Raw genomic sequence first — 14,912 nt, 5'->3', positions numbered from 1 at the left:
AGTAAAATTTGGTTCAAATTTGAATCACAATATACTTCAAATCGTAGGACCAAAAAAATTAGGTGAGCACCTCTATTTCTTCTTCTTCATAAAACTTAAACCTAAGCACAAGTTCTAAAGCTCTACCAATAGCAAGATTAATGGGAACCTGCCTACATAAGGCTTCATCTATCTCCTCTAAATGCATGTAATATTTAGTGGCATTTGGTATTGGCAATTCATCATTTATCGAGATACTGGCCTTTAAAAATGCTTCCTCTTTATTTTCCTTCAGGATTTTACAGGTGATTATATCTTTCTGACCATATTTATTCTTCCGATAGGAAGCTCCAAAAAGTCTGCAGATCATCCCTCTGTTGGAATAGTTGCCACAAAAGCCCATTTTCCCATCCAAAGAATGGGACTTATACATTAAGCAACTAGCACCCTCCCCTTCTTTATCTAACAATTCTAAGCTGGACTCAGCCAACCCCTTCTTATATAAATCAAAAGCAAGAGGTAAAAATTCTAATGCGCTCGCCGAAACTTCAGGCTTGGAACAACACGCACCACATCCATTCAGACAGCCTAAGCCACTTTTGGAGGTAAATAATTTTGATTCCTCCTCAAGGTCTCCGAATAAATTCAGAACGGCCTGAGACTTATCAGCTAGATTCATCCCTATGTAAATTTCCTGCGAAGGTAGACAAAGGATTCACATAAGATTCTCTTAGTGCCATTTATATTTTTCCAGCTGAATTTCAGCTGTTTAGATTATCAAAAAGCCAGATATCTATACTGAAACTATCCTTTTTTCAATAGAGATCGTTTTCTTTAAGTAAATGAAGAATGATATGAGCAATAAGGAAGAACAAAAACAGGAAGAAAGAATCCGACAGGCTTTTAAAGAAAGAGATTGGAATGAGATAAAAAGCTCAGATTCCTGGGTGATTTTTAGAGTGATGGCTGAATTTGTTGATGGTTTTGAAAAACTAGCGAAAATTGGTCCTTGTGTATCCATCTTTGGGTCGGCAAGAACTGCAAGAGATCATAAACATTATAAAACTGCTGAAGAAATTGCTGCCAAGCTAGTTAGGCATGGCTACGGGGTCATCACCGGTGGTGGACCAGGAATCATGGAAGCCGGTAACAAAGGAGCTCATTCGGAAGGTGGTAAATCTGTTGGATTAAACATTGAGCTGCCTTTCGAACAATTCAACAATATTTACATTGACAGGGATAAACTCATGACCTTTGATTACTTCTTTGTGAGAAAGGTGATGTTTGTGAAATATTCTCAGGGATTTGTCGTCCTCCCGGGAGGATTCGGTACCATGGATGAGTTTTTTGAAGCACTTACCTTAATTCAAACCAATAAAATTGGCCGATTCCCGATTGTCTTAGTAGGAAAAGATTATTGGACAGGTTTGCTGGATTGGATTAAAAACACGCTTTTGGAACACCAATATATTAGTGAGACAGACTTAGACCTTTTTTGTATCGTAGAAGATGCAACAGAAGCCGTAAAAGTTATTGATGAATTCTACAGCAAATACTTGCTTAGCCCTAATTTCTAATGAAGAACACCCATTTTTATCTTATTTATTTTCTTTTGATTTTGAGTATTGGGATGTCCGCTTATGCGATTTTCAAATCTCCATCAACAAGTTCCCCATTAGCCAATCCAGTGGCTGGTGAGGAAATGCTTCAGAGCATGCCTAGACCCTCGAGAGATTCGGTCATGTTATTTGATATACCCGCAGAATTGACTTTTGCAGGAGAAAAAGTCCCGTTAGAAATAGCGGATGTCAAAGAGCGACTGGAGCGTGAAATATATGTGAATGCCTATTGGCAATCCAATATGATTCTCCTTATGAAGCGTTCGTCAAAGTTCATCCCAGAAATAGAGGAAATCCTGAAAGCAAATGGGGTTCCTGATGATTTCAAATACTTAGCTATGGCTGAGTCTGCTTTAATGAATGTTGCCTCTCCTGCAGGAGCAAAGGGTTTTTGGCAATTTCTATCCTCTACCGGAAAGGAATATGGGTTAGAAGTCTCCAAGGACGTCGATGAAAGGTATCACCTGCAGAAAGCTACTTTGGCAGCTACCAAATACCTGAATAAATCTCATGCAAAATTCGGAGACTGGACTGCAGTTGCAGCAAGTTACAATATGGGTCAAACTGGTTTTAGCAGAAGACAATCCGAGCAATTAATTGACAATTACTACGACTTATACCTCAATGATGAAACAAGCAGATACATGTTTCGGATTTTAGCTTTTAAAGTCATTTTTGAAAATCCCGGAGCCTTTGGCTTTCACCTGAAAGAGAGTGATTTTTATCAAAACCCTCCACTTAAAACCATAGAAGTGGATGATGATATTAAAAACCTGGCCGCTTGGGCAAAACAAAATGGCAGTAGCTATAAGGAGCTAAAATTATACAATCCTTGGCTGAGAGATAGGGACCTTAATGTGAAAAGAGGTAAGTCATACCAAATAGTACTTCCTCAATAAATTGGGAAGTGCTTTGAATCCATGAACAATTCAAGAGTTCTATGGTTTTTCAGAAGGTTTTAGGATTGAAAAAATTCTAAATTGAAAAATATGAGAGGGTAATTGTCATATTTCTTTCGGTTTTGAATAAACATTGAATCCATTTTGGAATTCACCTACCTCTTACCCTCTAAATTTCATACCTTTGCCGATTGAATTTGCCTAATGATTTATGAGTCAGCCTACTTCTCATCAGGAAGAATTTATTGAAATTTTTGGTGCGCGCGAGCATAACCTTCAAAACCTAGACCTGAAAATACCACGAAATAAACTTGTGGTAGTGACAGGCCTGAGTGGGAGTGGAAAGAGTTCTCTCGCTTTTGATACAATCTATGCGGAAGGCCAAAGACGCTACATGGAGTCTTTTTCTGCCTACGCAAGATCATTTTTGGGGGGAATGGAGCGACCTGACGTTGATAAAATCAATGGACTTTCTCCAGTCATCGCGATTGAGCAAAAAACGACTTCCAAAAACCCAAGATCAACAGTAGGAACCGTCACCGAGATTTATGATTTCATGCGCTTGATGTATGCAAGAGCCGGTGAAGCATTTTCCTATATGACAGGGGCTAAAATGATAAGGCAGACAGAAGATCAGATCATTGATCAGCTTTTTGCCAAGTTTTCGGATAAAAAACTCTACATACTTGCTCCTGTAGTCAAAGGTAGAAAGGGGCATTATCGGGAGCTTTTTGAGCAAATCCGAAAAATGGGCTTCTCAAAAGTAAGAGTGGATGGAGTGGTTCTGGAGATGGTACCTAAAATGCAGGTGGACCGATACAAAATACACGACATCGAAATCGTCATAGACAGGATTGTCGCAGACGAATCAGATCGTTTTAGGATTACACAATCCTTAAAATCTGCTCTTCAGCATGGAAAAGGCGTCATAATGATTAGAGATGAAGAAGGTGAAATCCATCATTTTTCCAAATACTTGATGGATCCAGAAACTGGCCTTTCTTACGATGAACCTGCTCCAAACAACTTTTCTTTTAATAGTCCTTATGGTGCTTGTCAAACCTGCAACGGCTTAGGAATCACAGAAGAAATCACTAGGGAAAGCATCATTCCTGATCCAGAGTTAAGTATTACCCGAGGAGGAATTGCTCCACTTGGAGAATACAGAAACATTTGGATCTTCAAAAAGATAGAGGCTATTCTCAAACATTATAAGTGCTCCATAAGCACTCCTATTAAAAACCTTCCTGAGGAAGTAATTGATATACTATTACATGGAGATAAAATAGAGGTTGCTGTCGATTCGATCAAACATCCGGGAACTAAATGGCACACTACTTTTGAAGGGATCATCAATTTCCTCACTAAATATCAAGAAGGTAGTTCAGATAAAATTCAGGAATGGGTAAGTGAATTTACAACCACGCAAGTCTGCCCAGATTGTGACGGATATCGTCTTAAAAAAGAATCTCTCCATTTTTTGATAGACAATAAGCATATTGGTCAGTTGGCTCAGATGGACATCAGAGCTTTAGGAGAATGGTTTGAAGGGATAGAAAGTCGACTTACTGACAAACAAAATATTATTGCCGCAGAAGTGCTGAAGGAAATACGTAAGCGAATAGGTTTCCTTTTGGACATTGGCCTTGACTATTTAACCTTAAACCGCCCCTTACGAACGCTTTCTGGTGGAGAAGCCCAAAGAATCAGACTTGCCACACAGATAGGGACCCAACTAGTGGGGGTTTTATATATTTTGGATGAGCCTAGCATTGGATTGCACCAGCGAGATAATGTGAAATTGATCAAAGCCTTGCAAAGCCTAAGAGACTTGGGCAATTCTGTCTTGGTTGTAGAACATGACCGAGATATGATGTTAGAGTCTGACTATGTGCTAGACATGGGGCCTGGCGCAGGTAGACATGGAGGTCATGTGGTGGCAGCTGGCACACCTGAGCAAATCTTGAAATCCAATGGCACCACTGCTAGTTATTTGCGTGGAGAAATAGGTATGCCTGTCCCAAGCACTAGAAGAAAAGGCAAAGAAAAGAACTTGGTTCTTAAGGGGGCTTCGGGGAATAACCTCAAAAACGTAAACCTCACATTACCTCTGGGCACTATGATTTGTATCACAGGAGTGTCAGGAAGCGGTAAAAGTACCTTGATACACGAAACCCTTTATCCCATCTTGAATCGTGAATTTTATCGATCAAAAAAGGAACCTATGCCTTTTAAGAGTATCGATGGGCTGAAAGAATTGGACAAAGTAATCGAAGTGGATCAATCTCCTATAGGCAGAACCCCTAGATCTAACCCTGCCACCTATACGGGTGTTTTTTCAGATATCAGAACATTATTTACAGAACTTCCTGAAGCCAAAATCAGGGGATATAAACCCGGTCGCTTTTCTTTCAATGTAAAAGGAGGAAGATGCGAGGATTGCGAGGGAGCGGGAATGAAATTGATCGAGATGGACTTCTTGCCTGATGTACATATTCCTTGCGAAACCTGTAAAGGGAAACGATACAACAGAGAAACCTTGGAGGTACGCTTCAAAGGTAAATCTATCGCAGATGTATTGGATATGACTGTGGAGCAGGCGGTAGATTTCTTTGAAAATCAACCCAAGATTCTTAGGAAGATCAAAACCTTAAACGACGTTGGCCTTGGTTATATCACTTTAGGTCAACATGCCACTACACTTTCAGGGGGAGAAGCTCAACGTGTAAAACTCGCAACCGAGCTATCTAAAAAAGATACTGGGAAGACGTTTTATATCCTTGATGAGCCTACTACCGGATTACACTTTCAGGACATTGATTTATTGATGTTGGTATTGAATCGATTGGTAGACAAAGGCAATACAGTCCTGATCATTGAGCATAACATGGACGTCGTGAAAATGGCCGATTATATTGTAGACCTTGGCTTAGAAGGAGGAAATAAAGGTGGAAATATTGTCGATCAAGGCAGCCCAGAAAAAGTAGCCAAGAACCAAGAGAGCCATACTGCCAAATTCCTTCGGTTGGAGTTAAACTAACGATCTGTATCATAATCAAGGCTTTATTCCATTTATCACATTAAAGAATATCAATTATTGTTGATAGCTATCTTTGGCATTGAATGAACAGATTCAGTCTATATTGGATATTACAAATATTGGGTTGGGGCTTCTTTGCCTTTGTCAATATTTTCTTTGCAGAGCTTTCCAGAGGTCTATCTCCAGTGCAGATTTGGGCATTTGTGGTCTTGTCGGCTTTTTACCTGATTTCCACCCATTTCTTAAGATTTATAGTCAAAAGCTATGGATGGTTTAAATTAGAAATCCCCCAATTACTTCTTCAGGCATTAATAGCCCTTTTGGCGCTCAGCCTTATCAATACCATTGCCCAAGTCTTTATTAATATTGCCTTTGGCACATTGAACCCGGAGGAAGACTTTAAGTTTTTGGTGATTTTCGCCAACTTATTCCTGAGTTTCCTGTTTTATGCCATCTGGTTCCTGTCTTATTTTCTATTTCATTTCCTGGACAACTATAACACTTCATTAAAATACGAGGCTAAAATCAACGAGATCAGGCTAAATCACCTCAAAAGTCAATTGAATCCTCACTTTATTTTCAATGCGCTCAATAGCGTTCGTGCTCTAGTAGATGAGGATCCTGCCAAAGCAAAATCTGCAATTACCAGAGTTTCTAATATTCTTCGTTTTTCCTTAATGATGGACAAAAAGCAGGTCATTGAATTCAATGATGAGATGAATACTGTCAAAGACTATCTTGCTCTAGAATCCATTCGTTTTGAAGAAAGGCTACAGGTTTCTTACATCATAGAAGATGAGGCCTATAGTTATAAAATACCTCCTATGATGCTTCAGACAATTGTCGAGAATGCCATCAAACATGGTATTTCTAACCTCCTCAAAGGGGGAATCATAGAGATCAAATGTAGAGAAGGAGTAGATGATGATTTATACATCCAAGTCAAAAACAGTGGTCGATTGTTGTCCCAACCAAGCCTTCAGCCCAAAGGTGAAGGAGGACATGGCCTTAGTAACACCCAACAAAGGTTAAAACTTATTTATGGAGATAAAGGCACTTTACGTATCTTTAACTCTGGGACACAGTATGTGATCACTGAAATAAAAATTCCTAAGAACAGAGTTAACTTAGAATAACAAAATCCATATATAAAAATGCGAGCGATTGTAATAGATGATGAAAGACTAGCTCGAAAGGAGCTAATCACCCTTTTAAATCAATTGGAAAGTGTTGAAGTTGTAGGAGAAGCAGTGAATGTGGACGATGCAAAAGAGAAAATTGATCAGCTAAGCCCGGATGTCATATTCCTTGATATTCAAATGCCAGAAAAGACAGGTTTTGAATTACTTGAAGAACTGGACAATGTTCCTCACGTGATTTTCACCACAGCCTATGATGAATACGCCCTAAAAGCATTCCAAGTAAATGCTTTGGATTATTTATTAAAACCAATTGAGCCAAAGAGATTAGAGGAGGCGATTACAAAACTCACTGCCAAAATTGATGGGTCTGCTAAAAAGGAAGAGGAAGAATTTCCTGTCAATCAAAAAAAATTAACCCTGCAAGATCAAGTATTTGTCAAAGACGGGGATCGCTGCTGGTTTGTAAGGCTCTCTAATGTGAGGTTATTTGAATCTGATGGTAATTACATTAAGGTTTATTTTGACAACTTTAAGCCTATGATCCATAAATCCTTAAATGCTTTGGACGAGCGATTGGACGAGAAATCATTCTTTAGAGCAAGTAGAAAACACATTATCAATTTAGGTTGGGTTGAAGGTATAGAACCCTGGTTTAATGGTGGTCTTGTAGTGACTCTTAAAGGTGGAGATAGGATAGAAGTCAGCAGAAGACAAGCTGCTAGATTTAAGGAAATGATGAGTCTTTAAGGATTAAAATATTTCGTATCCATTAAAAAGCATTTGATTTCCAGAATTAAATTCTGTAATTAGTGTATACTAAAGTTCTAGATTTAAACTGGAGCTTGTCAAACCTTTAATGATTGCCTAAAGCTACTTATGAGAGAAGAGCGGATATTAATAGTCGAAGATGAATTAAGCATCGCTGAAAACATCCAGGAAATTCTTGAACTCCTAGGGTACACAAATATTGATATAGCCAACTCGGCCAATCAGTGTATCAAAGTAATCAAGAAATTCAGACCGGATTTGATTTTCATGGATATCAAACTCAAAGGAGATAAAGATGGAATTGAACTCGGGGAGATTGTGAAGCAAATGGTAGATGCGCCATTAGTTTATGTTACTTCTTACAGCGACCCTACCATTATCGAGAGAGCTAAGAGAATAAACCCAGCAGGGTTCATTGTGAAGCCATTCAACACCAATGATATCCATGCGATCGTGGAGATTGTTCTTTATAATAAAAGGACAAAACCAAGTACAGATACAGCAGTCGTTAATAACACTACTGACAGCCCATACCTAGTAACAGACGCGGTATTTATCAAGGCAGACAATGCATTTGAGAAAGTACCTTATGAGGACATTTACTATGTAGAAGCGAATGGTAATATGGTGACTATTTATACCAAAAACCGGGATTATAGCATCCGTAAGTCCATGAAGGAAATCGAAGAAATCCTTCCATCCCATATTTTCCTAAGAGTACAGAAATCTTACATTGTCCATCTTGGACAGATAGAACACTTCACCACCAAAGAAATCACCCTCAAAGGTGGGGCTATCGTCCAAGTAGGTCGACAATATTATAACAGTTTCTTAGCGAAACTGAACACCATTACAGAGAGTTGATCAAAACAAAAGAGGTGGGCAAAACCCACCTCTTTTGAATAACCAAACAATCAACCAAATTAACCCTTACGAGTAATTATCTTTAAGATTTTACAGGCCTGAGTTCCAGCATTTCGCTTGAGATTTCAGGCTTTATTGTTTTTTGATTAAGGTGATATACACCTTCGCTTTGTCCGATAGACTTCGTTGGTTTAGTAGTTTCAAATCGGGCAGTATGATCTTGTGTGTAAGAACTTGCTTCTGTTTTGGCCTTCCAAACAATGGTGAAAGCCATTAGTAAGCCAAGTACAGCACAAATGTTTTTTTGGGATAAGTATGTAGCTATCATGGCAGTAAATAATTGGTTTAAATTCGTGATAGGTATATGCCAAAAAGTGACCCAAACTGAAAAAACAGCCTGATTTCGCATTAGAGGTACTTTTCACAGTTTACACCTGTCCACTTCCGTACACATAAAAGTCAGGGTCGGACAAAAAACAATACAAAATTTGGTTACAGACAAATGCAAGATTTAACCTTTTATTAGCAGAAATTAGGAAATAAAAGGAGTTGCTAAATTTTAGGATCGATCTTCAAAAGGTGTAAAATGACAACCTTACTGATTTATTCCATGGAGTATAGAAGTCTAAATATTCACAAATAGACTTATAATTTCAGGTTACAACTAAGAGCGATTTCAGGTCAACTTAAGCTATCAACAAGTAAAAAGTAGATTAAGGGGATTTTCTGATGCCGGAGTAGGGCTTGGAGTTGAGTACCGATTTCCTATTGTTAAAAAAATCGGACTTGATGGCTTAGGTGGAATTGGATATGAAAAATTGCTTGATTGTTCAATATGTTATTCAGAATGGTTTCAAAATGGATATTGGATGGGGATCGGACTTTCCAAAACGATCCAAATCAAGTCTAAAGATACTTTTATGGCTCAACTCCGCTATAGGCGGGTAGGGTTTGAAAGAAATGAGGCTACTTAAATAGACGGGAATGGGGAGGTGTTACAGTATAATACTACTGATCATGGTCAAGAAGTTTTTGGTTTAAGATTAGGATATATTATACCTATAAAGATACCTTTAGTTCTTTCTTACACCTATGAAAAAGCCAGCTATCATTGGATCAATTCGCTGGCCATTGGTGTCCAACTTTGAGATGAAAAAACACTAGGCTAGTTTAAAAAATCAATTCAAGAATTACCTATCCTTTGAATTCTATGGTAGGCTAGAAAAACTAGCCTACCTTTCTTTTTTCCTCAACTTTTTATAAAATACTACAGTAATTCATTGGCCAAGTTTGCCAATTCAGATCTTTCTCCTTTTTCAAGCTTGATATGCGCATAAAGAGGATGATCTTTTACTCGATCAATCAAATACGAAAGTCCATTGGATTGCGAGTCCAAATAAGGCGTATCGATCTGGTGAACATCCCCAGTAAATACGATTTTGGTGTTTTCACCAGCTCTTGAGATAATCGTCTTGATCTCATGCGGAGTCAAATTCTGGGCTTCATCCACGATAAAGAAGATATTCGACAGCGATCTACCTCGAATATAGGCCAAAGGCTGAATGACGAGCTTCTCTTGGTTGACCAGCTCCGTAATTTTCTGGAATTCTTTATCAGTCTCTTTGTATTGATTTTGTATAAATTTCAGATTATCCCAAAGTGGCTCCATGTACGGATTCAATTTGGACTTAATATCCCCTGGTAGGTAACCGATATCTTTATTGCTTAATGGCACGATCGGTCTTGCCAAGAAAATCTGCTTGTAATCCCTGCGTTGTTCTAGCGCTCCAGCTAATGCCAAAAGTGTTTTCCCAGTTCCTGCTACACCTTGTATTGATACCAAGCGTATTCTTGGGTTGGTAATGGCATTGAGGGCAAAAGTCTGCTCAGCATTTTTTGGTTTAATATTGTAGGCAAGCTTTTTATCAACCCTTTCCAGTATATTTTCCTCAGGGTTGAAATAAGCCAAGACAGAATTCTTATCACTTTTTAATATATAATAAGCATTTGCCTTTCTTTTCCTTGTCCCCAATACGGCCTTTGCCTCAATAAAGCCTTGCTCATACAGTTTATTAATAGAATCAGGGTCGATGTTATCCAAGTAATACTTCCCTGTATTCTCAAGTTCAGTGATATTCTTGATCTTCCCAGTTTCATAATCTTCCGCAAGGAGCTCCAAAGATTTGGCTTTCAATCGGAGATTAATATCCTTGGAAACCAGAATGACCTTTCGGTTTTTTTCATGCTGCTTGAGGTAGAGGGCGGCATTCAATATTTTATGATCATTCTTTTCCTCCCCAAAAATCTCATTGGCATTGATCTGATTCTCTGGATTCATCAGGATCCGAAAGTTCCCTTTCGTTTTCCCATTCAGTGGAGTCCAGTTATGAATCATCTGATCTTTGGATAGCTTATCCAGCAATCGAATAAATTCCCTCGCCTCGAAGTTTTTGGTGTCATTGCCTTTTTTGAACTGATCTAGTTCCTCCAAAACTGTGATCGGAATGACCACATCGTGTTCGGCAAAATTCATAATGGAGTTATGTGCATAAAGGATTACTGATGTATCCAGCACAAAGATTTTCCGATCTTTATCGGCTTTTGCTCTTGGCATGCGCGTGGTAGGTTCTAATGGTACTGAGTTAGTATAATTTAGAAAAATATTGTTTGTATTGCCTCTCTTTTGACAATAAATTATGATTAACAATTGACCTGATTCAGCTATTTGTTTGACAATCAAGTCAATAAAAAAAGGATAGAAATCGAATTCCTATCCTTTTTTTCCTTTTCTAGTTCAAAAATTAAGCAAGCAATGCAGCAATATCATCCTGATCCAAACTTTTCATAAAACTCTCCTCTGTTCCAATCAACTCTCCAGCCAAAGCCAACTTCCTGTTTTGAAGCGCCATGATCTTTTCCTCTACCGAGTTTCTACTAATAAACTTATAGATGATCACTTTATTCTCCTGACCGATCCTATGTGCTCTATCGATTGCCTGAGCCTCAACTGCTGGATTCCACCATGGATCCAATAAGAACACATATTCTGCTTTGGTCAAATTCAAACCAACACCACCTGCTTTTAAGGATATCAGGAATACTTTAATGTCATCATTCTCCTGAAATGCTTCTACCTGAGCTTGTCTATCTTTTGTTGACCCATCTAGGTAAGAATATGGAATTCCTTCCTTGTCCAGGTATTCCTTAACAATGGAAAGATGACGGACAAATTGACTAAACACCAACACCTTGTGATTTTCAGAAATAGTGGACTGAAGCATATAGGTAATATCCTCCAATTTTCCTGACTCACCTTCATAGTCATCTCTGACCATCTTAGGGTGATTGGCAATTTGTCTTAACTGAGTTAAACCTCTTAGCAAAGTAAACTGCTGCGTATTTCTTCCTGTCGCCTTGATATCGGAAATAATCTTCTCCCGGTAATAATTCTTCACCTCTTCGTATACATTTTCCTGCTCTGTCGTCATGGCAGAATACTTCACATTGGTGATTTTTTCTGGAAGATCTGTTGCTACTTGAGATTTAAGCCTTCTTAAGATAAATGGCTTAATCATCGAATGAAGCTTCTGTGCTTTATTCTTATCGTTTTGCTTCTCAATTGGAAGCAGGAATTGCTTTTTAAAAGAATGCTGCGTTCCCAAGAGCCCTGGATTGATGAAATTCATTTGAGACCAAAGATCCATCGTACCATTTTCCACAGGCGTACCGGTAAGGATCAGCCTTTGCTTGCTCTTTAGCTGATTCACAGCTGCAGCGATATTACTTCCTGGATTTTTGATTGCCTGAGACTCATCTAAAATCACATAATTAAAGAAGAACTCCTTAAGAATATTGATATCCAGACGAATGATTCCATAGGATGTCAAAACCAAATCGTAATCACTGAATCGATAGGGGTCTTTAACTCGCTGGGTGCCGGTATAGACTAGGATTTTCAAATCTGGCGTAAACTTCCTTGCCTCCAACTCCCAGTTATAAATTAAGGAAGTAGGCATTACCAAAAGCGATGTTTGACCTTGATTAACTTCCGCTTCATGGGCCAAAAGTGCAAGAGTTTGTACCGTCTTACCCAGACCCATGTCATCCGCCAAACAGCCACCAAATTTGAATTCGTTTAAGAACCTGAGCCAATTGAATCCAGCATGCTGATAAGGACGTAAGGTCCCAGCAAATTTGCCTGGAATCTCGTAGTCTTCAATACTTTCAAAATCTCGAAGTTGCTCCAGTTTTCTACTGAGTGTTAACTGAACCAAGTTTCCAGATTCTAAGGTCTTCGCCAAAGCCAAGTGATGCTTTCTCATCACTAGCTGCCCTGTATTTCCTTTATCCTCTAAGAAAGAGAATAGCTCAGAGTAATTGACAAACCAAGAGGCTGGAATCACTGCAAACTCACCATTTGGGAGCTCAAACTCTGTTTTCCCTTGAACTAACAGCTTCCGAAGCTTGGCAAATGGGACTAAATATATTCCAAACTTAATCTGTGCATTGACATCAAACCAATCAATATTTTCTTGAACTTCAATAGAAATCTGTGCTTGTCCAATATGGTATACTTTTCCTCTTGGACTTTCTTTCTGCTCAAATTTATATCCTTCGATTTCCAACCTATCCAAATGTTGGCTGATCCAATCGAAAGCTTTTGTTTTGGACATCCCCCTTTTTCCATGATCAAAATCAAGTCCTCTCTCTTCTAGGTATTTGATGATGGCCTTTTCTTTTTCCTTGCTTCGGATGACTTTATGAAATATATAATGCTCACCATTTTCTTCCAGCCTTACCGAATTATTGATGGATTCGGCCGAGTCAAATGTGTAATCTCCATATTGATATTTCAGTGAAAATACGACTTGGTCCTCCACTTTATTTTCTACAGCATCCCCAAACATATCAACCCCTAAATTCCCGGGAAGATCTGCTATACACAGGATCGGTTGTGGGTTTCCACGTTCTACTTTGATATCAAAACCTTCTGCATAAACATCAAAAACCGATAAAAGCTGTGTGATGAATTTTCGATAGTATTCGCGTTCAAAACGCTTATCAATCACAATGAATTTCTTATTTAAAAATGGCTTCAACTTATTACCGTCGATACCTTTTGCAAAGCTGAACAGCATATTATTTACCACGAGCCATGCAGGGTTATGACAAACTAGAAAGCCATGCCTGTATTGCCATTCCAGCTTCGTTCCTTTATACTTGATCGTAGGAAAGTAATGCGTATTTTCTTCATTCTTGCGAAAGTGGAAAAGGACAGTTGCCTTTTCATCTGCCACTTCTATTTCTTTCCAAATAGGATTGCCATCATTCCCCATTTCAAAAAACCTTTTCCCTTTCAACAAAGGAAAAATCTTTGATCGTGTGATTTCCAGATTCTCCTCAATCAATTTCTGAATGGATTCATTCACACCTTTACCCTCATAGATTTTTCTAAGGAATTCTTTTGGCTTTAGGTTTCGCTTATTGTATTTCTTGACCACCTGATCCTGCTGCATGCTATCCATCAACTTGATCAGCTCAAAATCAGCTTTATCCAATTTGGAAGAGAATTCATGGGCATTGACAGAACTGATATTTTGATTGGCTAAAGAAAGCCTTCCTTGTTCATCCAGTTGGATAACATAGGAATCTAGCAGCAATCCTAAATACTCATGGCTAAAAAGGGAATAAATTATCTCAAATGGCTTTTCTGGATCAACTATCATAAAAGGTACTAGAATAATGAAAGGTCATTTCTTAAAAAAGAAATTCTTAAAAGTGACCAAAAGTGACATGATCATCACATTTTGCGATGAATGCAGTTTGAAAATTACATAAAAATTGCTCAGAAAGGAGTTTTAGAGCCCTTTTTTTTCAAAAAATGTGACAAAAAATCATAATCCCATAAAAAAGGCTCCAACCTAAAAATATAAGATGAAGCCTTTTAATTAGTTACTTTCCTGCGGGGTTTCGATTCTTTCATCCTCCTTTTCCTCAGCTTTGGGATTAGGTTTTGGATCTGGAAAAAAGCTCCCTTGAAATATCAAGATGATAGCAACACCAATAAAAATAGAAGCATCAGCCACATTAAAGATAGGCCAAAGTGCAGTATAATCACCTCCCCATATAGGAAGCCAATCAGGCAAATACCCTTCCCAAATATCGAAGTAAAACATATCTACTACTTGCCCGTGGAACCAAGGAGATGGTGCATTGTAAGGTGCATTATTTAACCAAACTCCATAGAAGATAGAATCTACCAAATTACCAATAGCTCCACCTAGAATCATGGCAATACATACAATGAAAGTCGGATGACTCTTAGCCTTAATGATCGTATATAAATAATAACCTATACCGGCCATGGCTACTAATCTAAAAGAAGTCAGAATAAGTTTCCCGTATTCCGATCCAATTTCCATCCCAAAAGCCATCCCAGGATTCGTTGTATAATGTAGTTTAAACCAATCGCCAAAAACTTTTATTTGCCCGGGGGATCCAAAATCCATTTCGAAATGAACGAGCATTTTCACCGCTTGGTCAATCAAAATCACTAAGAAGGCAATACCAAAATATTTGATGTATTTATTCATTCTTTCCT

Annotated in this window: 11 protein-coding genes; 6 read left to right on the top strand and 5 right to left on the bottom strand. The window is 38.4% G+C overall.

The window, feature by feature from the left end:
- Window positions 1-58: 58 nt before the first annotated feature.
- Window positions 59-658, bottom strand: a complete 600-nt coding sequence (locus ALPR1_RS02440; protein WP_008198180.1) for a YkgJ family cysteine cluster protein — start codon at window positions 656-658, stop codon at window positions 59-61.
- Between the two features lie 175 nt (window positions 659-833).
- Here ALPR1_RS02440 and ALPR1_RS02435 point away from each other — a divergent pair, with 175 nt between their 5' ends.
- The 6 genes from ALPR1_RS02435 to ALPR1_RS02410 all read left to right on the top strand — a co-directional run bounded on the left by ALPR1_RS02435 (window position 834) and on the right by ALPR1_RS02410 (window position 8,311).
- The gene (locus tag ALPR1_RS02435) at window positions 834-1,556 is read left to right on the top strand and encodes an LOG family protein (RefSeq protein ID WP_040303161.1); all 723 of its coding nucleotides are present in this window, start codon (window positions 834-836) and stop codon (window positions 1,554-1,556) included.
- Entirely contained in the window at window positions 1,556-2,497 is a 942-nt protein-coding gene (locus tag ALPR1_RS02430) for a lytic transglycosylase domain-containing protein (RefSeq protein WP_008198177.1), read from the top strand. The genes ALPR1_RS02435 and ALPR1_RS02430 overlap by 1 nt, the downstream gene beginning before the upstream one ends.
- A gap of 211 nt (window positions 2,498-2,708) precedes the next feature.
- Complete coding sequence (gene uvrA / locus ALPR1_RS02425) at window positions 2,709-5,537, top strand: excinuclease ABC subunit UvrA (protein ID WP_008198176.1); 2,829 nt, start codon at window positions 2,709-2,711, stop codon at window positions 5,535-5,537.
- 83 nt (window positions 5,538-5,620) lie between these two features.
- Window positions 5,621-6,673: a sensor histidine kinase gene (locus ALPR1_RS02420; RefSeq protein ID WP_008198175.1), complete on the top strand. Its 1,053-nt coding sequence runs from the start codon at window positions 5,621-5,623 to the stop codon at window positions 6,671-6,673.
- Window positions 6,674-6,691: 18 nt separating this feature from the next.
- A complete protein-coding gene (locus tag ALPR1_RS02415; RefSeq protein WP_008198174.1) occupies window positions 6,692-7,426 on the top strand; it encodes a LytR/AlgR family response regulator transcription factor in 735 nt (244 codons plus the stop codon).
- 129 nt (window positions 7,427-7,555) lie between these two features.
- The gene (locus ALPR1_RS02410; RefSeq protein WP_008198173.1) at window positions 7,556-8,311 is read left to right on the top strand and encodes a LytR/AlgR family response regulator transcription factor; all 756 of its coding nucleotides are present in this window, start codon (window positions 7,556-7,558) and stop codon (window positions 8,309-8,311) included.
- An 82-nt stretch (window positions 8,312-8,393) separates the two neighbouring features.
- Here ALPR1_RS02410 and ALPR1_RS02405 read toward each other — a convergent pair whose 3' ends face one another.
- The 4 genes from ALPR1_RS02405 to ALPR1_RS02390 all read right to left on the bottom strand — a co-directional run bounded on the left by ALPR1_RS02405 (window position 8,394) and on the right by ALPR1_RS02390 (window position 14,904).
- Window positions 8,394-8,639 (bottom strand): hypothetical protein, encoded by a 246-nt coding sequence (locus ALPR1_RS02405; protein ID WP_040302477.1) that lies wholly within the window; start codon window positions 8,637-8,639, stop codon window positions 8,394-8,396.
- Between the two features lie 939 nt (window positions 8,640-9,578).
- A complete protein-coding gene (locus ALPR1_RS02400; RefSeq protein WP_008198172.1) occupies window positions 9,579-10,925 on the bottom strand; it encodes a PhoH family protein in 1,347 nt (448 codons plus the stop codon).
- A gap of 187 nt (window positions 10,926-11,112) precedes the next feature.
- Window positions 11,113-14,037, bottom strand: a complete 2,925-nt coding sequence (locus ALPR1_RS02395; RefSeq protein WP_008198170.1) for a DEAD/DEAH box helicase — start codon at window positions 14,035-14,037, stop codon at window positions 11,113-11,115.
- A 222-nt stretch (window positions 14,038-14,259) separates the two neighbouring features.
- A complete protein-coding gene (locus ALPR1_RS02390; protein ID WP_008198167.1) occupies window positions 14,260-14,904 on the bottom strand; it encodes a lipoprotein signal peptidase in 645 nt (214 codons plus the stop codon).
- Window positions 14,905-14,912: the final 8 nt, after the last annotated feature.

The sequence above is a fragment of the Algoriphagus machipongonensis genome (assembly GCF_000166275.1).
Lineage (GTDB): Bacteria > Bacteroidota > Bacteroidia > Cytophagales > Cyclobacteriaceae > Algoriphagus > Algoriphagus machipongonensis.
The sequence above is the reverse complement of the archived record's forward strand: the minus strand, read 5'-3'. Positions and strand labels throughout refer to the sequence as shown.